Below are 23,039 nucleotides of genomic sequence, written 5' to 3' on the forward strand. Positions count from 1 at the left end.
GACCGCCTTTTTATATGCTGGAGGATTCTCCTTTTTAGACGCAAAGCATTGCGTTTATACCACTAGAATATAGATTCTTAAAATAATCACTCATCCACTAAATCATCATTCACTAAATTGTTTTACTCTTCTATATTTCAATAAATCTTGTGCTTTCTCTATTTTTGCTTGAGGTTGAATCTCTGTTCTGGTAATTTACCCTAAGTCGTAAAGCATTACGTCCCTACACAAAAATATTCAACCATTTATTCAGCATTCATTCAATTAATCAAAAAGCCAATGTTTAAAATACTCTCTCAGCCTTATCCACATAACGCAACGCCTCGAAAGAGTATAGTTTTATCTATTGCAACAGGTTTGTTTATCGCCTCTTTTTTGAATTATTTCCAACCCTTCGGCTCAGCCAATTGGCACGACCCAAGCAAACCATGGATATTGTCGGGTTTTGGATTGGTGAGTACCTTCATGATGTTGTTCAACTATTTTGTAGTGCCTCGTATCTTTTCGATCAGCTTTGCTAGTGAAAATTGGACGGTAGGAAAAGAAATGCTCTATGTTGCATTTAATCTATTCTCGATCGCTTGTGGCAATATCGCCTACAGTGCCATTACGCATTTGGTAGATGTTCAAGTAGGAGGTTATATTGCGATGTTGACATATACCTTGGTTTTAGGCATATTCCCTGCCACCATGATTATTCTTATCAACTATATCTATCACTTAAAAAAGTATGCCCTAGCTCCTACCAATATCGTTACGCCAACTACTACTCAAACAGAAGAGGAACTACTCTTAAGCTTGGTAGCCGAAAACGAAAAAGATAAAATAGCCATTCCTGCCCCTCATCTTCTTTATATCGAATCGAGTGATAACTATTGCACTGTGCATTTTCTAGAAAACGAAACTTTGTGCAAAACCATACTTCGTAGTAGTCTTACAAGATTGGAAGGGCAAATCCCTGAAAACACCAATATCCTCAGGTGCCACCGTTCCTTTATCGTAAATCTATCTCAGGTAGAAAAAATATCAGGAAATGCGCAAGGCTACCGTTTACATTTATTGAATCAAAACGGACAAGTGCCTGTAGCAAGAAAATATGCGTATCTGGTGGAGCAGATTAGAGGTAGTCTTTAAGAAAATTATAATTCTTTAACCCAACCATTAACAAACAACGTCCTGATACTTATAATCCACAGGATTGGCATAACGAAACTCATATCCAGTCTTGTTGAGCAACTTTGTAGCATCTATCACTTTATAAGGAATCGTTGTTTCGGGCTCTATAAAAATAGGTTCTGTGAAACCTAGCTCGGCACAGTTTTTCAAATACACTTCTTTTCTAACAGGATGCTCTGGAGAGACAACGTTAAAGGTTTCTCCAAATATTCCCTTTTCAAGAATGGTAGTCACCACACCAACCGCATCTTCTTGATGCACATAATTGACAGGGATTGCGCCTGTATTGATTGTTTTTCCAGCAAAATATTTCGCAGGAATACGCTCTGCTCCCATCAAGCCTCCACAACGTAAAATGGTTACATTATCTCCCAAAGCATTTTTCAAGAGGTTTTCGACTTGAATCAAACTATGAGTGGAGATTACTTCGCTATCTTCTGTGGCAACTTGTCCTAAATCAGGATATACGGAGGTCGATGAAATATATACTACTTTTTGAATTGTTGACTTCTGAAGAGTCGGTAAAATCCCTTTCATTTGCTCTACGTGAAAAGAGTCACCATATTTACCTGCTCTTGGAGGAATAGCGATTACTAGCATCTCTGCTTGTAGCAATGTTGTTAGTGCCTGCTCATCAGCCTCTGGATTGAGTTGTAATACCACAGGGCTGATTCCTGCCTCGGACAATAGGATAGTTTTGGCTTCGGAAGTTACCGAACCTATTACCTGATGCCCCTTGGCTACCAGATTCTTTCCTAGTGGAAAACCCAACCAACCACATCCTAAAATTGCTATTTTCATCGTTGTGATATTTATAGATAAAACTTCTTTCTCTGGATATACTCTTCTACTTCTTCGGGCACCATATACCTTATGGGTTGACCATTTTTGATACAATCTCGTATAAATGTTGCCGAAATATCCAATGAGGGAGCTTTTACCAATTGTACATTAGGATGTTTTTCTAATTCACTTGGCTCGGAGTTTGGTCGTGGATAAACATATAGACCAAAATATTCTAAAATCTTATCTGCGTTTTTCCAGTTAGGAAACTGTGCCAAATTATCGCCTCCAATAATTAATTTAAACTCATAATTAGGATGTTTCTCCTGCAAACGAATTAGGGTATCGATGGTATAGGAAGGTTTTGGCATCGAAAATTCAATATTCGAAACACGAAAAAGAGGATTATCCTGAATAGCTTTTTCGACCATATCCAAACGATCGAACTCATGTAAAAGCGATTTATTTTTCTTGAAAGGATTTTGTGGCGAAACGATAAACCATACTTGGTCGAGATCGGTAGTTGTTGCCATCACATTGGCAACAATCAAGTGTCCCACGTGAATGGGATTGAATGAGCCAAAAAACAAGCCTATTTTCATTGCGAATGTATTTCAAAACAAAAGGGTTGTTAGTAAATCAAATTTTTGACCTACCAACAACCCTTTTGTAAGTTATAATTATTTTGTAAAATCGTCGAAAAGCTTTTGTGCTTTTGCTACGGCTTCATCCAAATTGTCGTTCAACAATACTACGTCAAATTGGTCTTGGAAAGACATTTCGAAGTTCATTTTAAAAACTCTTTTCGAGATAGAGTCTTCCGAATCAGTACCGCGCTCACGAAGTCTTTTTTCTAGTTCTTCTACGCTAGGTACTTTTACAAAAATTGATAATGCACGCTCCTTGTAATACTCTTTCAATTTAACGCCACCACGTACATCTACATCAAAAATTACATGCTTGCCTTCTGACCACAATCTTTCGATTTCTGATTTGAGTGTACCATAATAAGCGCCTGGATATACCTCTTCCCATTCTACGAATTCTTGTTGTACAATTTTTTGTTTGAATTCGTCTGGCGTCATAAAGTAATAATCCTTGCCGTTTTCTTCATTACGACCACGTTTGTCGCGCGTACATGCCGAAATAGAAAAACCCAAATTAGAGTTAGTAGCCAAAAGGTGCTTTACGATAGTAGTTTTACCTGAACCAGATGGAGCCGAAAAAATGATAAGTTTGCCGTTTTCCAATGCTTAAAAATTTTAGGGAATAAAAGATTGGTATTGTGATTTTATAAAACGCTTCTTAGAGTATGATTAAATTTTATAAGTCATTAAAAATAAAAAAATTGTATTTATTTTTATGAAATCCTGTTGTTTGAGCCGCAGGCGAGTTTAGGATTTATTGACTTTCTTTTGTTACTTTTCTTGTGTCAAGACAAGAAAAGTAAGGTGTGGCGAAGGGAAATTTTGTTTTTCCGATAAAAGCCAAATAAAATTTTCAAACATACTCTTACTAAAGAGAAAAGTTGTATTTCACGCACCAATTATTTTTCAAAAATACTCATTATTTATTGATATGACAAAGCGAGCCGAGTGCCTCAAAAGCAAAAGGTTATTAAGTCGTATCCAATACAAGGACAACTTAATAACCTTTCAAAAGTTTTTCTTGGCGTTTGTTATTTTACAAGCCGCTTATTTTTTTCTTGATACAATCAAGTAAAGAAGACGGGACACATTTCTTTTCCAATCTTAGTTGCATTGCGTCTTTTATACATTTTTCTAATTCATAGCCCTTTTCGCATGGCAAACACTTATCCATGTTACTTTTAAATTGAGCTATTTGCTCCTCAGTCGCCTGTCCATCTACAATGAGTTGAACAAGTTTCATACATTCGCCCTCATGTTCGCAATGAGTCTTCTTTTGTTGGGGAGTCCCTTGCACCTTCTCAGCCTCGGAAATCATGTCTTTATAGAATTAAGCAGTTAACTTGGTTATTTTCTAATGAATCTATTTGTCAAAGCAAACGATAAACTTTTTGTATTTTGATATAAATCAAGTAGTTATTGAACAGAGTGACCAAAAAAAAAATTCCAGTTTTGTAAAAAAGTTTTTAATTTCTGATTTATGTCACCTATCAGATAGCTAATTTTCTGCCAAAGTGTCAGCATTGACATCATATCCTAAATTTTTGGCATAACTTTTCAGTTTCTCTTTGAGGAGCATACGAGCACGGTGTAAGCGTGAGCGTACTGTACCAATAGGAATATCTAGGATTTTGGCCATCTCTTCATACGTAAATCCTTCGATGTCGCAGAGGATAATCACTGTTCTAAAATCTACAGGAAGCGAATTGAGCGCATTAGCGATTTCGTCTCCAATCAAATCTTGGACAGTTTCGGCACGTAAATCTACCGTTTGAGTAGTTTCAGCATCTTCCTCCGAGTTGTAGGTTGTTTCTACATCTTGGTAATCTACTTTTGAAGGTTCTTTCGATTTCTTTCTGAAATCGTTGATAAAGCTATTCTTCAGGATTCTGAACAACCAAGCTTTGGCATTAGTTCCTTCTTCAAAAGAATTGATAAAGCGAAAGGCTTTTAAGTAGGTATCTTGCACAAGATCATTGGCATCGTCCTCATCGTTGGTAAGGCGAAACGCAAAGTTGTACATAGAATCTATATGGGGCATAAACTCCTTTTCGAAAACTCTATGTTTTTCGGTTTCCGAATAGGTTTGGAGAGTTGGGATTTCTTCTTGCTCTGACATAGCTGATGATGAGTCTCTTTTTTAAAAACACATTATCCAATCGTTCGACAGAGTACAGCTCTACTACTATCACTATCTCGTTGACTCTGTCTCTAAATTCTCAAACGCTTGAATACTATCATGTACAAACAATCTGCCAAGAATGATTTTTGTCAATTTTATGACAAAAAGGCATACTAGACATTCTTCATTGTAAAGCTCTCCAATCAATACAGCAGGAGTAATATTGAAAGTGTTAAGCTCTACCGACGACTCGCGAAATCCAAACAAACAACTGTTTTTCAAGATATTCCTTTATTCTTTTCTGAAAAATTGCAGAATAATAATAACAGTGTTAGTGAAAATAATACTAGCTAAGACTTTGAGTATCACCTGAAAGAACAAGCCCCAATCAGATGCCTCTAACATGAACAAAACAAAGTGGTGAATCAGTGTAAGAATACCTAAGTAAGAAATAAACCAACCAAAGCCCATCGAACGCAAAGTGAGTACTTGACGCTCGTCATATCCCCTTTGTGGCGTTAGCAACGTAATAATTGACGGACGCAAGTACGCAATCAAAGTGGTTGCTGCCGCATTGGCTCCTGCGGTATTATAAAATATATCTACAAATAAACCTGCTACAAAACCTAAAAGCACCAATTGCAAACGACTTGTTTCAAATGGTAACAATAAAACAGCTGCTACATAAGAAAAGCAAAATGCGTAATCAAAGAAAACAAGCTGTCGCACAAAAAACACTTGTAACAACAAGTAGAATATAAAAGTTAAAACTTCTGGGATTATATTTCGAAGAGTCATTTACTTGGTTCTTAATTTTCGATTAGAGTGGATGGCTCCTTTTCTACTTATGGTTTAGTTGTTTGTGGCGCTTTTGAAGTCTGAGGAGTTTTACTCTCAGGTGTTTCCTCTAATTGCTTCACTTCTTTCTCTAATCTGTTTTTGATTACGTAAACATACGAGAGTGTGTTGAAATTAGTTGCCACTTTCAACTGAATATCATGAAAAGTCATATCTTTCTTTACACCAACTTTTGTCACATACCCAATCGCAATATCTGCTGGGAATACGTAATTGTAATCGGAAGTCACAATGGTATCTCGTTGTTTAACTGATTTGTAGCGAGAAACATCTGTCATTTCCAAAAGCTCAGGATTTTTTCCATCCCACTTTACCGAACCAATTTCGTTATTTCGTCTAATCTTGGCAGACATCGTATATTCGGAGTGTAATACCGAAATTACGCGTGACATGTGCTCAGAACAGGATTTGATTTTACCAACTACACCCGTTGAAGAAATTACCCCCATACCAGGTGCCAAGCCATCGGCAGTACCTTTATCGATGGTGATATAGTTATTGAACTGATTGGTTGTCAACTCCGTTACCTTAGCAACGATTGGCTGAAAACGAGCGGCAACGATAGAGTCTGCTTTATAATTTACCTTAGGCTGTACCAACTGTTGAGCTTGTAACTTCAACACCATTTCACGCAATTGCTTGTTTTCCGTCGCCAAATCCTGATTGACATTGCGAAGGTTATAATACACGGCAATAGAATTGGATGTTTCGAGAGCTTTGGCTGCGTAGTAATTAGTTGTATTGAAAAAAACAGCGTTGGGGTAATTATTATATGAATAAAACATCCACAAACTCAGTACTTCCAAAAGTACGAACACAATGAAAGCTCGTTGCTTTGAAATGAACTGAAATAGTCTATACATTTCTTTTTGAAGAGTAAGGGGTTTCGTGAGTTTAGCTTTGAGCTATCAGCTTTGAGCATTCGTCAGTTGAATTCTTTTGATTGCTGATTTCTAAAAGTTCAAAACTATAAATAAACTTATTTACAACAAATGGGTATTTTTCTATCGCTCTATAACAAAAAAGTGAATGAGAAATTGAGCTAAGCTATTTCCCATTCACTTTATCCTAAATCGTTATTATTACGAAATTAGAATCGGCTTGTAGTGGTCGAGGTGTTTCAGCACTTCGCCTGTACCTCTTACAACCGCTCTTAATGGGTCATCTGCAATATGAATAGGAAGCTTAGTCTTATTAGCAATACGTTTGTCCAAACCATGCAACAAGGCACCACCACCTGTCAAATGAATACCGTTATGGTAAATATCTGCCGAAAGCTCAGGAGGAGATACTTCTAGGGCTTTCATTACTGCTTCTTCAATTTTGGAAATAGATTTATCCAAAGAATAAGCAATCTCAGAATACGTTACTTTAATTTCTTTTGGAATACCTGTCATCAAGTCACGACCACGGATTTCGTAATCTGCTGGAGGGTTTTCTAATTCTGGCAATGCCGAACCAACTTCAATTTTGATTAACTCAGCTGAACGCTCACCAATCAATAAGTTGTGCTCACGACGCATGTAATCTACAATATCACGTGTAAATACGTCGCCCGCAATACGAACAGAAGCCTCACAAACGATACCCGAAAGAGCAATAACTGCAATTTCAGTAGTACCACCACCGATATCAACAATCATTGAACCGTTTGGCTGCTCAATATCAATACCGATACCGATTGCCGCTGCGATAGGCTCATGTACCATATACACCTCTTTAGCACCTGCATGCTCACAAGAGTCTTTTACAGCACGTTTTTCTACCTCGGTAATACCCGATGGAATACAAACAACCATACGATGAGAAGGTGTGAAGAAACGACTACCAGTATCAATCATCTTGATCATACCACGAATCATCAATTCGGCAGCCGTAAAGTCTGCAATTACACCATCCTTCAAAGGACGAATTGTTTTAATATTTTCATTGGTTTTTTCGTGCATCTGCATCGCTTTGTTACCAATCGCTAATACTTTGTTGGTAGCTTTGTCTAAAGCGATGATTGAAGGCTCGTCAACCACAATTTTATCTTTATGAATGATAAGGGTATTAGCCGTACCCAAGTCAATAGCAATGTCGGATGTAAGGAAACTAAATAATCCCATTTTATTAGTTCTTCTTGGCTTGTTTTAAAATCTTTAAACTCTACTATACTTTTAAAATCAATTAGTGGTAATACACTTAGGTTTATAGCTTGGTATAATACACCCGATTTGTCTCTATTACAAATTCACTCACGCAATGTCGCTGTATCGAGTAATTACGCCCTCGCTCCTTTCCTAGTGTCTTATAGCTCGATTTTCTTGCCTGTATTGATAACGTACTTGGATTTGTTATCAATACCAGAATGTCATATCGCCACAAAATCCTCAATAACTACTCGTTTTTCTGCAAGTTATCGAAAAGTTTAGACTATCACAAACTCTCTTATACGACCATTTTCTTGTAAAAGTGCAAAATTAGAGAGAAAGTTGGAGATTTTACCCTTCTCTTTCAAAAAAATCTATCGGAAATTTTTTTTTCGAAAAAATAGTATGCACGCATACCTTTTACTATATTTGAATCATTATATATAAGGTATTTAAAATACCAAATACCTATCAATAGCTACACACTTATGTAACAGATTCTCAAGCTATAATAACAAACGATAGGTTGAGTCTTGATTGTATTACCGTTCAATCAATTGATCATCAATTAAACTTTATTTTAAACTATGACAACAGCATTAAATGGACTAAATTTTCAGTTGACAGAAGAACATTTAGCCGTACAACAAGCCGCTAGAGACTTTGCTCAAACAGAGCTCCTATCTGGTGTAATTGAACGTGATGAAAAGGAGTTTTTTCCAGAGGAATTGGTCAGAAAAATGGGCGAAATGGGTTTCCTCGGAATGATGGTTTCGCCAGAGTATGGCGGGGGTGGTATGGATACGGTTTCGTACGTGCTGGCGATGGAAGAATTATCCAAAATTGATGCTTCCGCCTCGGTAATGGTATCGGTCAATAATTCCCTAGTTTGCTATGGGCTGGAAGCTTTTGGCACAGAAGAACAAAAACAAAAATATTTGGTTCCTTTAGCCTCAGGACAGCATATTGGAGCTTTTGCCCTTTCCGAACCCGAAGCTGGTTCGGATGCAACCTCCCAGCATACTACTGCCGAAGACATGGGCGATTATTATTTGCTCAATGGTACAAAAAACTGGATTACTAATGGCGGTCGTGCCAATACCTATCTGGTCATAGCACAAACGCATCCCGAAAAAGGACATAGAGGCATCAACTGCCTCATTGTGGAAAGAGGAATGGAAGGTTTTCAGATTGGAAAGAAAGAAAACAAATTGGGAATCCGTGGGTCAGACACACACTCGTTAATGTTTACCGATGTAAAGGTTCCTAAAGAAAACCGCATTGGACCCGATGGCTTTGGATTTAAGTTTGCGATGTCTACGCTCAATGGAGGTCGTATTGGTATTGCAGCGCAAGCATTAGGGATAGCTTCGGGAGCGTATGAATTGGCTTTACAATATTCTAAGGAGCGTAAAACATTTGGTAAACCTATTGCCGAGCACCAAGCTATTCAATTTAAGCTTGCTGAAATGGCAACCCAAATCGACGCCGCAAGATTTTTATGTTTAAGAGCAGCTTTGGAGAAAGACAATCACCAAGACTATGTTAAGTCGGCGGCGATGGCCAAACTGTTTGCTTCACAAGTGGCAATGGACACAACCGTAGAGGCGGTACAGATACATGGAGGTTACGGATTTGTGAAGGAGTTTCATGTTGAGCGACTCATGCGTGATGCCAAAATCACACAGATTTATGAAGGTACTTCCGAAATTCAGAAAATTGTGATTGCCAGAGAATTATTAAAGTAACATATTACAGGTTTATTAAAGTTGTTAAAAAAATTTGAGTCAAATTTTAAAGCCGTTGGGTCACTTCGTCAGAACCCGGCGGCTTTTTTTGTACTTTTTTTATAAAGATTACATTAATCTCATGCCTCAAATTGCTTTTAGCGTAAATACACCTCTTTTTGGTATTTTTTGGCTCAAAATCTTTACTTTTCTTGCCGATTATCTTGAAAAAACACAAAAACTATGAAATATTCAAATATTTCCAACACTCATTTAGCCTATCAAAAAAGCATCTTCTTAGGATATTACAATAATAATCAGCCTAGTATGGAGAATTTATACAAAAAAAATCCTGATACTTTTTTTATTTATATTTTGGAATTTTAATGCGATTTATTAGTTTTGTCCTAAATTTATCTATCATTGTTTTCAATTTATAGAAAATAAGCCGCAGAAATGGAAGATTATAATAAAATCATAGAGTCCCTTGGTGTTAAGTTCATCAAGTCTCGTAACATTAGAATATTACAACCAATCAGAATCAAGAACTTTTACGACGTAGAAAACACACTCTTGATTTTGTACAACGGTGAGGTATCATTTGGTGAGGAAGCTGTTCATGCAGAGGTTGGCGATATGCTCTTTATCCCAGGTGGAAAGATGCTATCATTAACTTATGGTAACGCAGACAAACCTAAGATTGTATCTAACGAAGAGTTCATGACTCATCGTGAGTTGTACTTTGAGCCAAATCTTGAACCAGCTAGAATTGGTCAAGTTGAAAACTCTTTTGGCTTAGTAGCTTTCGAAGCAAAAGTATTTGATTCGGTAAACTTCTTTACTTCATTAGACATTCCTCCTTTCTTGATCAAGAGAGACGATAAGTTGGCTCACATGATCAACGAAATCTTGAAAGAAGATATGTGTGATGTATTGGGTAAAGGACGTGTAATCAAGATAAAGACTGAAGAAATCGTTATCGAGATTATTCGTTATATCATCAAAAACCGTTTGTTTGTTGAGCAATTAGCCACTAACAGTACTTACTTCAAAGATCCACGTTTGATAGACATCTTTGCTTATATCAAAGACAATATCGGTGGCGACTTGTCAAACAAAGTATTGGCAAACGTAGCGAACGTATCAGAAGATTACGTAGGACAGTATTTCAAAATGTTGACGGGTATCAACCCTCAAGATTATATCGAATACCAACGTATGGAAGCCGCTGTAGGTTTGTTGCGTACCTCTAAAAAGTCGATTCGTGCTATTGGCGCTGAGGTAGGTTATAAAGATACTGCTTACTTCTGTCGTCGTTTCAAGATGATGTTTGGTATTCCAGCAGGAAAGATGCGTCGTCGCGAATCATTAATGAACTTGTAATTTCAAGTTTTGTCGGCTTATACGGTACAAGATTTCACTTTCAAAATTATATAAGAGCCTCTGATTTTATCAGGGGCTTTTTCTTTGCGATAAATATGCCTTTAAGGTATTAAAAGTAAAAAGGCGGTATCGAAGTAAATCGATACCGCCTTTTCAATAGATATAATCTCAAACGAACCTACACAAAATATTTCAACTTGATTACTTCTTGTTCTGTCAAGAATCTCCAAGTACCTCTTGGCAAGTCTTTTTTGCTTAAGGTTGCAAAGGTGGTACGGTCAAGTTTCAATACTTCATAACCCAATGATTCGAAAATTCTTCTTACAATACGGTTACGACCTGAGTGAATTTGAATACCTACTACCATGTTATCTGGTGTTACAATTGCTAATTCATCAGCTTTGATTTCACCATCTTCCAAAGTAACACCTTTCAAAATCGCATCAAAATGTTCGGTAGTAAGTGGCTTATCCAACTCAACTTGATACACTTTTGTAATTTCATTTGATGGGTGAGTCAATTTGTCAGCCAATTCACCATCGTTTGTCAACAACAACAAACCTGTAGTGTTTCTATCCAAACGACCTACTGGGTAAATACGCTCTTGGCAAGCATTAGACACCAAATCCATCACTGTTTTACGTTCATTTGGGTCTTCGGTAGTTGTGATAAAGTCTTTCGGTTTATTCAACAACAGATATACCATTTTCTCACGGCTCAACTTACGGTTACCATATTTTACAATATCACCATGTTTTACCTGATAACCCATTTCTGTTACAACCTTTCCGTTGATTTTGATTTCGCCAGCTTTGATCAAATCATCAGCTTCACGTCTTGAGCATACACCTGCGTTAGCAATATAACGGTTCAAACGAACTAAAGATGAAGAGCTTTCACTTTTCTCAATTTGCTTTTGAACTTTCTTTGGTGCCGTTTCTTTGTATTTATCTAAACGGTAGGTTGGCGTCCATTTATCTGATTCTTCTTGCGGGCGGTGTGCTTTGAAGAGGTTTTTTTTTCCTCCAAAGTTTGCTTTTGCCGAACCATAAGTTTTTTCAGATCTCTCCGTTCTTGGTTTTCTTTCCGAACCTTCTTCTCTGCGCTCGTTACGTGGAGCATCTTTGTCAAATCTTGGACGGAATTCACGTTTCTCACCATCAAATCCTCCTTCACGACGTGGACCACGTGAGTCTTCGCGGTTGAAGTCACGTTTTTCAAAGCCACGACCTTTATCTTCAAATTTTGGACGGAATTCACGTTTCTCTCCATCGAATCCTCCTTCACGACGTGGACGTGAGTCTTCGCGATTGAAGTCACGTTTTTCAAAGCCACGACCTTTATCTTCAAATCTTGGACGGAATTCACGTTTCTCACCATCAAATCCTCCTTCACGACGTGGACGTGAGTCTTCGCGGTTGAAGTCACGTTTTTCAAAGCCACGACCTTTATCTTCAAATTTTGGACGGAATTCACGCTTTTCACCATTGAAACCGCCTTCACGACGTGGACCACGTGAGTCGTCACGGTTGAAGTCACGTTTTTCAAAGCCACGACCTTTATCTTCAAATTTTGGACGGAATTCACGCTTTTCGCCATTAAAACCGCCTTCACGACGTGGACCACGTGAGTCGTCACGGTTGAAGTCACGTTTTTCAAAGCCACGACCTTTATCTTCAAATTTTGGACGGAATTCACGCTTTTCGCCATTGAAACCGCCTTCACGACGTGGACGTGAGTCGTCACGGTTGAAGTCACGCTTTTCAAAGCCACGACCTTTATCTTCAAATTTTGGACGGAATTCACGCTTTTCGCCATTGAAGCCACCTTCACGACGTGGACGTGAGTCGTCACGATTAAAATCTTTTTTCTCGAAATTTGGTTTGAAATCTTTGCGGGCAGGACGCGACTCGTTTGAGTCAAATGATTTTTTATCTGAGTAGCGCTCGTTTTTAGCAGGAGCTTCACCTCTTAATTCACGTTTTAATTCTTCTCTTCTCGTACGTGACTGTTCTCTTCTTTCAGGACTAAATTCTTCTTTTTGAATTCTCTTTCTCATCTTTTTGATTTGTTAAAAAATTGCAACATCACTGCTGTAATCAAATTATTAAACTTCGTTTTGTTTAATAATAAAAACAAAAGGCCATAGCCTTGTAACCTACTGACTATTAGAACACTTATCATTCTAACTATTAAACTCGGGGTGCAAAGGTACAATATTTTTTATGATAAATCCCAACTTTTGAAAGTACAATTTTTTATATTTTTCAAAAACCCCTATTTTACTCATTCTGAAAGGTTTAACAATACTTATATCATATAAGTACAATCATTTTCAGCTAAAATTCGTTTAATAAACGGTCAAAGTACCTAAATTCGTAAATAGTTAGGATTGTCTTGTTATGATATTGTTGAAAAACAATATCATGGGCATCTAGCTCCTTACTTATTAAATGAAAATCACGGTCTTAGCGTAAATGTTGTTTCTTGTCCAAGAGGAATATAGTTGTATCGTAAAAACTTTTCCTTTTTCTACATAAGCTGTCAACGATTTTTGCTTGGATTGTGTCTTTACCAAAAATAAGTCTGTAAGAAATAAACAAAAAGTTTAAAATTCTTTTCTAATTTAAGTGGCCTAAAGCCTATCGCCGTTACAAAAAATCTATTTCTATATGCAAAAACTTCGTACCTCAATATACTTATTGTCCACAGTATTGATGCTCGGGAGCTGTAACTCGGCTTTACAGTCGTTTAAGAAAGGACAGAAAAAGTTTGAAAACGGAGAATATGAATTGGCAATCAAGGAGTTTCAAAAATCGAGCTCTGCCAATTACGAAACTGCCAAATCCGCATTTTTGATTGCTGAGTCATATCGTCTTTCTAACCGCATGCTTCAGGCAGGCGAATATTATGAGAAAGCCTTGACGGCCGGTAGTCGTGAAAACGATATTCGTTTCCATTTAGCCTATGCACAAAAAGCCCAAGGCAAATATGAGGATGCCGCCAAAAACCTTGAGAAATATCTTTCGGGCGTACCTAGCAAGGAGTTCAAAAACAAAGCTATTGCTGAGTTAGATATGCTTCCTGAAGTTTTGGCACTTGCCAACAAAAAGACTTTTATCGAGATTCAACCTGTAAGTATCAACTCATCTGGCTCAGAATTTTCTCCAATTTTGATTGATAAAGATTTGATTTTTACGGCTTCTCGCAAAGAGTTAACCTATAAAAACAATGGCTTACCTTATCTTGGTCTTTATCGTGCTCCACTCAATAGCCCAACTGAAGTAGGAACTCCTCGCTTGTTTAGTACCAATATCTTTAAGGATAATGCCAATGAAGGCACTCCAGCCTTTACACGTGATGGCAAAACAATGGTGTTTGCTCGTGGTAATACAGGAAAGCGTTCAGACCAATCTCCAGATGTAGACTTGTATATTTCTAAGTTAAATGATGGTGTTTGGAGTGAGCCAGAATTGATTTCTGTCTCTGACTCATTGGCTTGGGATGGTAGCCCGTCGTTTTCTAATGATGGTCGTACCTTGTATTTTAGCTCAAACCGTGCTGGAGGTAAGGGTGGCTTGGATTTGTACAGAGCCAATATTGACAATGCAGGTCGTTTTGGGCGTGCGATCAATATGGGGGCCGACATCAATACGGCTGGCGATGAAATGTTCCCTTATGTATCTGCCGATGGAAAGTTATATTTTGCTTCTGACGGACACCCAGGCTTAGGTGGTTTGGATTTATATATAGCTACTCGTAAAAATGGAGAAATTCAGGTAGAGCATTTAGGCTTGCCTCTCAACTCTCGATTTGATGATTTTGGACTTGTAGCGATAGATTCTACAAAAGGCTATTTTGCCTCAAATCGTGACAGTGGTAAAGGTGACGACGATATCTACTATTATGAAAATACTCAGCCAGGCAAAAAATACCAAGAAACCCCTCCTGTTGTAGCACAAAAAGATCCCGCTAAGAAAACCATTCGTTACCTTTTGGCAGGCGTCGTGAGCGACGTTAAAAATGAAGGGTTAGATTCGGTACGTGTAGCTATTTTGGACAACGAAAGCCAACAAGCATTGGAAGAAGTCTTTACTAAAGCTGATGGCAGTTTTGGTAAAATCAGAGTTGAGGCAGGAAAGTCATATACGCTTGTAACAGATAAAAAAGGTTACTTTATCAAGCGTGAGCCTTTTACCATGATTGGAAAAGAAGTTCCTTTAGAAAAATTGACTAAAGCCGAAAACGATACGACTTACTACGTCAATATCTCTCTCGATAAGCCAGAAGTTGGTAAAGAAATCACGAAACTTTTCCATATTGCCCCCATTTATTACGATCTAGACAAATCAAATATTCGCAATGATGCGAGTGTGGAGTTGGACAAAATCGTTCAGATATTACAAGATAACCCAACTATTAAATTGGAGTTAGGTTCGCATACGGATTCACGTGCTTCGACGGATTACAACCAAAAATTAAGTCAACGCCGTGCTGATTCTGCGGTTGAATATATTATTTCGAAAGGTATCTCACGCGCTCGTATCGTAGCCAAAGGATATGGCGAATCACAGTTGGTTAACAAATGTGCCGACGGCGTAGAGTGTACCGAAGAAGAACACCAAATGAACCGTCGTACAGAGTTTAAGGTATTGGAAGTAAAATAGAGCCGTAGAAATCTTATTCTTGAGTTTTTTTACAAAAAATTAGCAAGGAGTTATGAGTTATGGGTAATTTTGTTGCCACACTCATAACTCCTTAATTTTTTCCTCCATGAGCTCTATTCTAATCCTCAATGCTCAAGTTGTCAACGAAGGCAAAATTCAAGTTGCTGACATTTTAGTCAAAGATGGTTTTATCGACCAAATTGGCACTAATTTAAGCGGAATCTCAGCCGACAAAACCATTGATGCGACAGGCAAATACCTCTTACCAGGCGTAATCGACGACCAAGTGCACTTCCGTGAGCCAGGTCTTACCCACAAAGCATGTATTCATTCTGAGGCTCGTGCAGGTGTGGCGGGTGGCGTAACCACTTTTATGGAAATGCCTAATACCGTTCCGAACGCCCTTACTCAAGAATTACTCCAAGACAAATACGACATTGCAGCTCGTACCTCTTTGGCGAACTATTCTTTTTATATGGGTGCTTCAAACGACAATATTGAGGAAGTTCTCAAAACTAATATTCAAAATATTTGTGGTATCAAAGTTTTCATGGGTTCATCAACAGGAAATATGTTGGTAGATAATGAGAAAACGTTAACAAATATTTTCTCGAATAGCCCAACTTTAATTGCTACGCACTGCGAAGATGAGGCTACTGTTCGTGCAAATTCGGCGCTTTACAAAGAGAAATACGGAGATAATCCACACCCAAGAGTTCATCCTGAAATCCGTAATGTGGAAGCTTGTATCAAATCGTCTTCAATGGCGATTGAGTTGGCTCAACAACATGGTGCTCGCTTGCATATTCTTCACATCACAACAGGCGAAGAAACGCATTTATTCCGTAATGATATTCCCTTAAAAGATAAGAAAATCACTTCGGAGGTTTGTGTTCATCACCTTTGGTTTGATGCTCGTGATTATGAAACATTGGGCAACCAAATCAAATGTAATCCTGCCGTAAAAGCTGATGGTCATAAACAACAATTGTTGGCAGCCTTGCTCGATGACCGCATCGACGTGATTGCAACCGACCATGCGCCACATACTTGGGAAGAAAAACAAAATCCTTATTGGTCATCACCTTCGGGCTTGCCCTTGGTGCAGCACCCATTACAGTTGATGTTAGAGTTTTATAAAGAAGGTAAAATCTCTTTAGAAAAAATCGCAGAAAAAATGTCTCACGCTGTAGCAGACTGTTTCCAAATCTCGAAAAGAGGTTATATCCGTGAAGGTTATTGGGCAGATTTGGTATTGGTAGACTTGAATGAAGAAGTAACAGTATCGAAAGAAAACGTACTATACCAATGCGGTTGGTCACCACTAGAAGGTACTACACTTCGTTCTAAAGTGACCCATACGATTGTATCAGGACACTTGGCTTACGAAAACGGCACATTCGACGAAAGTAAAACAGGTCAAAGACTTTTGTTTGAACGTTAGAAATGTTATTTCCAGTTTAGTGAATTATGATTTAGTGGTTGAATGATTATTCTTTAAATCTACAACTGTATCATTCATAAATACATTATCAAAACAGGCGTTCGAAATGAGTTTTCGAACGCCTGTTTTGGTAATATTCAATAAATACTAACATTTGAGTACTTTTCAATTAGAGTGCGACTTAAGTCGCACTCTAATTGAAAAGCATGATAATCAACCCAATGAATTCCATTAAACACAAATAAGAGATCTTTACTGGAACGACTTATATTTTTTATTTTCGGATAAACCCACTTCAAGCCTATTCATCCAAATTAAGCTTTCTGCATTTTTAGCTTATATTTTCTTCTTACTCTACCTATAATCACACCTCCTATTACGCCTGGACCAATCCAAGCTACTAGTGACGGTAATACATTATGATTATTCACTACCAAAAATGCTGTTACCGTAGCGATATAAGAACCTCCCATACGGCTAATATGATTGAGCATCCAAGGTTGATTGATTTTTCCTATAAATGTCAAAATATCTGAAATAGCGATAATCAACGAGAACAAACCAAACAAACCGAATAGCACAAAGTAAAAAGTAATCCCTTGTTGATAAGCCCACACTCCATAAGCAATCATGACAATACCTGAAACTACTGTAATCAATGCAGCCCCCCAGTCTTGTGCTTGCCAATTATTTTTACGACCCACCAACACCAATCGACGACCTGTAAAAGTATTGTAGAAACTAAATACCGCAATACAAGTCAGGAAAACTAAACGTGTTTCATTTTTGAATCTCAATACCGCTGTGATAGCCACCAACATCATTGCATAATAGTAGATACGTCCCCAAAGTGTATGTTTAGGACTTCCCTTAGGCGTAAACATCGCTATTAGTCCAACTACTAAAGCGGTCAAACCAGAAACAATATGTAAAATCAAAACTGCTGTAAGAAACTTTTCCATGATGTATTGAGAGATTTTTAATAAGAATTTCAATTTGTGAGGTTACCGTTGTGGAACCGATGACACAAAGTAAAGGCTCCTATCATGGAAGGACAAATCTTAGGGGTAGGGAGCAAAAAAATGGGAAATTTGACAATTTGAGGGGAGTTTGGTAGCATTTAGGGATAAAAAACAAGGTCGAAAGAAGTGATTTTCTTTCGACCTTATCTTTAAAACAGCTCGCCAGCACGATACTTTGGTACAATTCCTAAATGAACATACGCTTTTTCGGTAGCCTCACGTCCACGAGAAGTTCTTTTCAAAAATCCTTCTTGAATCAAGAATGGCTCATATACTTCTTCAATGGTTTCGGCCTCCTCGCCACAGGCTGTAGCGATGGTCGAAAGTCCGACAGGACCGCCTTTGAATTTTTCGATAATGGTCGACAAAATTCTATTATCCATTTCGTCAAGACCATTTTGGTCAACATCGAGTGCTGACAATGCCATTTCTGCAATATCTACCGTAATACGACCATTACCTTTTACCTGAGCAAAATCACGTGTACGACGGAGAAGATTGTTGGCAATACGTGGTGTACCACGACTACGACGAGCAATTTCAAAAGCTCCTGCGTCGTCGATAGGCATATCTAAAATATGGCAAGAACGTTGTACGATTGTGGTCAATAATTTGGCATCATAATATTCCAAACGGGCATTGATACCAAAACGAGCACGCAAAGGCGCAGTCAACAGACCTGCACGCGTAGTAGCGCCAATCAAGGTAAATGGATTGAGGGAAATTTGCACACTTCGAGCATTTGGTCCAGAATCTAGCAAAATATCAATCTTATAATCCTCCATCGCAGAATAAAGATATTCTTCTACAATGGGATTCAGTCGGTGAATTTCGTCAATAAACAGAACGTCAAACGGCTGGAGATTGGTTAACAAACCTGCCAAATCAGAAGGTTTATCGAGCACAGGTCCTGAGGTAATTTTGATATTTGCCTCCAACTCATTGGCCACGATATTCGATAGCGTAGTTTTACCCAATCCAGGAGGACCGTGCAACAATACGTGGTCGAGGGCTTCCTCCCTTTGTTTGGCAGCCGTTACAAAAATCTTAAGGTTTTCTAATACCTTATCTTGTCCTGTAAAATCATCAAACGAAAGCGGACGCAAGGCACGTTCGATTTCTTTCTCCACAGATGAAAGGTTTTCCTTATTACCTTTCAAATAATCTTCTCTCATATCAATAATCCTTTTTCAAGGGGTATATTTCGTTTCTAGTGTTTTCACTCAAAAATACAGCTTTTTCGAAAGTTAAACATCAAGGCAAATTAAATACCCACGATTCCCATTTCAAAGCCTACCTTTTAATTAAATTTTTCTTTTATTTGTACAAGTAAATAAAAGATATTTTATGTTTTAGTAATGTAAAGTTTAGGGAATTGAATTTCAGATGTAGGCTTTCGGCAAATAATCTTGCTTATAAGAAAAAGTCTAATCACTATTCCCTGCAAAACTCAACTTATATTCAACTATCCAATCATCTAAATCAAACTATTTGACTATGCATTCAGCTTTTCTTGGCGAACTAATCGGAACAGCGGTTTTAATTTATCTTGGCAATGGCGTAGTAGCCAATGTTTTACTTAAACACTCCAAAGGCGAAAACGCTGGCTGGATGGTCATTACCACTGGTTGGGCAATGGCAGTTACCATAGGAATCTTTGTGTCTACGGCGTTTGGGAGTCCAGCGGCACACCTCAACCCTGCCGTAACAGTAGCCATGGCCTGTAAATCTGGCGACTGGTCAAATGCTGGCTCATTTATATTGGCTCAGATTTTAGGAGGAATTTTGGGAGCAACATTGGTATGGATTCACTATCATCCACATTGGGAAAAAACAGAAGATGCTGGTTTGAAGCTGGCTTGTTTTTCGACATCTCCCGCTATCAATAAACCTATCGCCAACGTAATGAGTGAGCTATTAGGAACACTTTTGCTCATTATTGTTCTAGGGGCTTTACCAAGTGTACCAAATCAATTAGGACCTTACGTAGTAGGTTTATTAGTTTGGGCTATTGGTTTGTCATTAGGTGGTACAACAGGATATGCGATTAACCCTGCTAGAGATTTAGGGCCTCGAATTGCTCATGCGATTTTACCCATTGCGGGTAAAGGTGGTTCTGATTGGCAATATGCTTGGGTGCCTGTAGTAGGTCCTATCATTGGTGCTATTATCGGCGGACTAGTGATTGCTCAGCTTACTTTTTGAGTGAGTTAGTGATTGACCGAATAAGTGATTAAATTTTACTAGTAGAGACGCAATGTTTGTGTCTAAAGAGAGATCATTTTGAATGATAATATCAAAAAAGGCGTTCGAAAAACTAATTTCGAACGCCTTTTTGATAAGCAATTAAGAAATAACCTAAATGTTGAAATTAGGAATGGCTCATGTTTATGCTGATACTCCTATGTTATATCTAATTTGACTTGAGACGCAATCATTGCGTCTCTACTGTTACAAATTTTAAAATAATCACTCATTCGATTAGGGATGATATAACATATTTTTTACACCTTCTCTTCTATTCCGTTTTGGCTTTGATGACCTTTACAGTGGTTCTTCTATTTTTTTGATGTTCACGTTCGGTGCAACTAACGCCATCAGAACAACCATTTACCAATAATGATTCGCCATATCCTTTGGCTAACATTCTATTACGTTCAACACCTTTGCTAGCAATATAATCAACAGCGGCTTGCGCACGCTTTGAAGATAAATTGAGGTTTTCCTGAGCGTCGCCTCTACTATCAGTATGAGAGCCTAATTCGATAATCATACTTGGGTTTTTCATCAAAGTTGCGGCGAGTTTATCTAATTCTCGAGCAGCATCTTTTCTAATTTTGGCACTACCCATATCGTAATAGATATTGTCAATAGTAATTAAGTCTCCTTCTTTAAACAAACCTAAATCTTGAGAAACCACCTTTGGTTTAGCTTTCTTAATTACTTTACTAATTTTATTAACAGTAGTTCCATAACCGTCTTTCGATACTTCAAGGGTATAATCACAACCCTCTTCCATATCAAAAGCATATACCCCGTCGGGTCCTGTAATTACTTGTTGTTTGGAACCATCGCACTCATTAATAAAAGTTACGAGTACGCCTTCAATGGGAGTTTTCTCGATTTCGGTTTTAACAATCCCTTTCAACTGTGATACTTTTTCAGTTTTAGTGGTATCAGTTGGTTGAACGATTTCTACAGGAGGAGTATTTTTAGGTTGTACCTCTGGCTGCGTCACAATAGGACCACCTTGTTTTCGTAAAGGAATATCCATGGCAGAAGGAGCATTATCAGATTCTCCTTTGGTCGAAAACCCTAATACATTCGTATTATAGCCCTCTCTTTTTACCGAAATCACATAATCAGTATCACGATTGACACAAAATTGTGTTTGTCCAGATTCGTTGGTTAGCAGCTTTTCTTCTGAACCTCCCTTTGCCAAAAGGCTCACTTCTGCCTTAGCAATAGGAGTTTTGGTTTCACCCTCCACGATTGTTAGCAACATCTGGCGACAATCATATACATCTGGTGTTTTAGTAAAACGATAAATATCGTCGTCGTCACCTCTTCGTCTATCGCTACTAAAGTATCCATTTAACCTCTGCCCATCAGTGATAATACCAAAATCATCATTTTCTGAATTAAAAGGTTCTCCAATATTCAACGGTGAACGGTTAGGAAGTCCGTTTTGAGTAGATACGATAAAAATATCTAATCCACCAGCGCCTTTCAAGCCATCTGAAGCAAAATAAACATTACCTCTTTCGTCTACGAACGGAAAGACTTCTGTACCCTTCGTATTTACTTCTTTACCCAGATTGACAGGCGTTCCCCATTTGCTGTCTTTGTATTCTACGACCCAAATATCCATACCGCCCTGTCCACCTTTACGGTCGGAAGAAAAGTACAAATAACGACCATCTTTTGACCAAGCAGGGTGCGCTGTCGAAAAATCATCTCCATTAAAAGGTAACTCCGTTGCTTCGCTCCAACCTGATTCACTTAGCTCGGCGATATATAACTTTAATTTGGTTACATTATCTTCGCTTCTACCTTGAGAGCCTTCATTGAAGTTATTTCTAGTAAAAATAATTTTTGAAAAATCACTGCTAAAAGTAGCTGGTCCTTCGTGAAATTTAGTATTTAATGTTTTACTAAAAACCTCTGATTCTGCTATTTGCCCTTTAGTCGTTGGTTTTGACACTACTGTTTCAGCTGGAATTGACTCAAAATAGTTAACGGTTTTGGAGTCATTGGCGGTTACCCTTGTGTAAAAATCCTTTCCTAGCTTTGAAGGTCCTGTTTTGACAGCTTTTTGTTTGGGAGCATTTAATGCTTCTTCCGAAACACCCGTAACTTTATTAATATCGCTGATGTAATACAAATCCAAAAAGCCTTTATTACCAACCAAACTGCTACCTGTGCCTTTTCCTGAACAAAAAACTAATCCATTTTTAAAATACATAGGACTAAACTCTGGTCGGGTGGTATTAAAATCAAGGTATTCGACCAAATATCTGCCATTTTGGGTAAAAGGGTCATTGGATATTCTGGCTACCGTTGATGGCTGATACTGGCGTGCATCGTCGCGAAGGGAAGCCGACAAATTATTGTACTTTTCAAACCATTCTTGCGCTTCCTTGAATTTATTATTTTGTACTAAAACTTGTGCAAAATACAAATACGATTTCAGTTGGTCACCTGAAATTGTGGCAGGAATATCAAATGCTTTACGGTAGGTTTGCTCCGAATTTTCAAATTTACCTACGGCTTTGTAACTGTAAGCCAGTTGTAAAAGCGCAGACAAACGTTCGGAAGTACTAAGTTTTTGAGGGTTATTTTGAAGAACTTGTTCAAATTTGGGTATCGCAGTCACAAAACTAGACACCTCAAAATGTCGAGTAGCATCTTTGAGTAAGGAATTACTATTTTGAGACCAAACAGTTGCACTCTGCATCAGGCTCAAAATCAGTACAAATAATTTCTTTTTAACTTTAGGCATTGTGTTAATGGGGGGTTGTAAAAGAAGTGCCTCAAAAGGCCTAGAATCTTCATTTCTAATCGATTGAAAACACCTT

At 38.0% G+C, this 23,039-nt stretch carries 17 protein-coding genes; 6 read left to right on the top strand and 11 right to left on the bottom strand.

Going from position 1 to position 23,039, the window contains the following annotated elements:
• Nucleotides 1-279: 279 nt before the first annotated feature.
• Nucleotides 280-1,134 (top strand): LytTR family DNA-binding domain-containing protein, encoded by an 855-nt coding sequence (locus QM481_RS19845; RefSeq protein WP_283383027.1) that lies wholly within the window; start codon nucleotides 280-282, stop codon nucleotides 1,132-1,134.
• A 27-nt stretch (nucleotides 1,135-1,161) separates the two neighbouring features.
• On the opposite strand, the gene QM481_RS19850 is transcribed toward QM481_RS19845, so the two are convergent.
• The 7 genes from QM481_RS19850 to QM481_RS19880 form a co-directional block, all read right to left on the bottom strand.
• Nucleotides 1,162-1,977 carry an NAD(P)-binding domain-containing protein gene (locus QM481_RS19850; RefSeq protein WP_283383028.1) on the bottom strand — a complete coding sequence of 272 codons (816 nt, stop codon included), beginning with the start codon at nucleotides 1,975-1,977 and terminating at the stop codon, nucleotides 1,162-1,164.
• A gap of 11 nt (nucleotides 1,978-1,988) precedes the next feature.
• The gene (gene nadD / locus QM481_RS19855; RefSeq protein WP_166553239.1) at nucleotides 1,989-2,561 is read right to left on the bottom strand and encodes a nicotinate (nicotinamide) nucleotide adenylyltransferase; all 573 of its coding nucleotides are present in this window, start codon (nucleotides 2,559-2,561) and stop codon (nucleotides 1,989-1,991) included.
• A gap of 78 nt (nucleotides 2,562-2,639) precedes the next feature.
• On the bottom strand, nucleotides 2,640-3,209 hold the full coding sequence (gmk, locus tag QM481_RS19860) for a guanylate kinase (RefSeq protein ID WP_166553238.1): 570 nt from the start codon (nucleotides 3,207-3,209) through the stop codon (nucleotides 2,640-2,642).
• A gap of 895 nt (nucleotides 3,210-4,104) precedes the next feature.
• A complete protein-coding gene (locus QM481_RS19865; RefSeq protein ID WP_095166239.1) occupies nucleotides 4,105-4,725 on the bottom strand; it encodes a sigma-70 family RNA polymerase sigma factor in 621 nt (206 codons plus the stop codon).
• A 294-nt stretch (nucleotides 4,726-5,019) separates the two neighbouring features.
• A complete protein-coding gene (locus tag QM481_RS19870) occupies nucleotides 5,020-5,457 on the bottom strand; it encodes a hypothetical protein (protein ID WP_205691006.1) in 438 nt (145 codons plus the stop codon).
• 116 nt (nucleotides 5,458-5,573) lie between these two features.
• On the bottom strand, nucleotides 5,574-6,449 hold the full coding sequence (gene mreC, locus QM481_RS19875) for a rod shape-determining protein MreC (protein WP_283383029.1): 876 nt from the start codon (nucleotides 6,447-6,449) through the stop codon (nucleotides 5,574-5,576).
• A 219-nt stretch (nucleotides 6,450-6,668) separates the two neighbouring features.
• A complete protein-coding gene (locus QM481_RS19880) occupies nucleotides 6,669-7,694 on the bottom strand; it encodes a rod shape-determining protein (RefSeq protein ID WP_095166233.1) in 1,026 nt (341 codons plus the stop codon).
• A 611-nt stretch (nucleotides 7,695-8,305) separates the two neighbouring features.
• On the opposite strand from QM481_RS19880, the gene QM481_RS19885 reads away from it, so the two are divergent.
• On the top strand, nucleotides 8,306-9,466 hold the full coding sequence (locus QM481_RS19885; protein ID WP_283383030.1) for an acyl-CoA dehydrogenase: 1,161 nt from the start codon (nucleotides 8,306-8,308) through the stop codon (nucleotides 9,464-9,466).
• A 435-nt stretch (nucleotides 9,467-9,901) separates the two neighbouring features.
• Nucleotides 9,902-10,828, top strand: a complete 927-nt coding sequence (locus tag QM481_RS19890) for a helix-turn-helix domain-containing protein (RefSeq protein WP_095166228.1) — start codon at nucleotides 9,902-9,904, stop codon at nucleotides 10,826-10,828.
• Nucleotides 10,829-11,006: 178 nt separating this feature from the next.
• Here the strand turns inward: QM481_RS19890 and QM481_RS19895 are convergent, their stop codons facing one another.
• A complete protein-coding gene (locus QM481_RS19895; protein ID WP_283383031.1) occupies nucleotides 11,007-12,887 on the bottom strand; it encodes a pseudouridine synthase in 1,881 nt (626 codons plus the stop codon).
• Between the two features lie 613 nt (nucleotides 12,888-13,500).
• Here QM481_RS19895 and QM481_RS19900 point away from each other — a divergent pair.
• Both QM481_RS19900 and QM481_RS19905 read left to right on the top strand, forming a co-directional pair.
• Nucleotides 13,501-15,495, top strand: a complete 1,995-nt coding sequence (locus QM481_RS19900; protein ID WP_283383032.1) for a CHU_0125 family OmpA-like outer membrane integrity protein — start codon at nucleotides 13,501-13,503, stop codon at nucleotides 15,493-15,495.
• Between the two features lie 106 nt (nucleotides 15,496-15,601).
• Nucleotides 15,602-16,939: a dihydroorotase gene (locus QM481_RS19905; protein ID WP_283383033.1), complete on the top strand. Its 1,338-nt coding sequence runs from the start codon at nucleotides 15,602-15,604 to the stop codon at nucleotides 16,937-16,939.
• A gap of 314 nt (nucleotides 16,940-17,253) precedes the next feature.
• Here QM481_RS19905 and QM481_RS19910 read toward each other — a convergent pair whose 3' ends face one another.
• Nucleotides 17,254-17,901, bottom strand: coding sequence for a DUF2306 domain-containing protein (locus QM481_RS19910; protein WP_283383034.1), 648 nt, complete (start codon nucleotides 17,899-17,901; stop codon nucleotides 17,254-17,256).
• A gap of 209 nt (nucleotides 17,902-18,110) precedes the next feature.
• Nucleotides 18,111-19,136: a Holliday junction branch migration DNA helicase RuvB gene (gene ruvB / locus QM481_RS19915; RefSeq protein WP_283383035.1), complete on the bottom strand. Its 1,026-nt coding sequence runs from the start codon at nucleotides 19,134-19,136 to the stop codon at nucleotides 18,111-18,113.
• A 322-nt stretch (nucleotides 19,137-19,458) separates the two neighbouring features.
• On the opposite strand from ruvB, the gene QM481_RS19920 reads away from it, so the two are divergent.
• On the top strand, nucleotides 19,459-20,166 hold the full coding sequence (locus tag QM481_RS19920) for an MIP/aquaporin family protein (protein ID WP_166552365.1): 708 nt from the start codon (nucleotides 19,459-19,461) through the stop codon (nucleotides 20,164-20,166).
• A 313-nt stretch (nucleotides 20,167-20,479) separates the two neighbouring features.
• Here the strand turns inward: QM481_RS19920 and QM481_RS19925 are convergent, their stop codons facing one another.
• Complete coding sequence (locus tag QM481_RS19925; protein WP_283383036.1) at nucleotides 20,480-22,963, bottom strand: OmpA family protein; 2,484 nt, start codon at nucleotides 22,961-22,963, stop codon at nucleotides 20,480-20,482.
• Nucleotides 22,964-23,039: the final 76 nt, after the last annotated feature.

The sequence above is a fragment of the Flectobacillus rivi genome, from assembly GCF_030056655.1.
Classification (GTDB): Bacteria; Bacteroidota; Bacteroidia; order Cytophagales; family Spirosomataceae; genus Flectobacillus; species Flectobacillus rivi.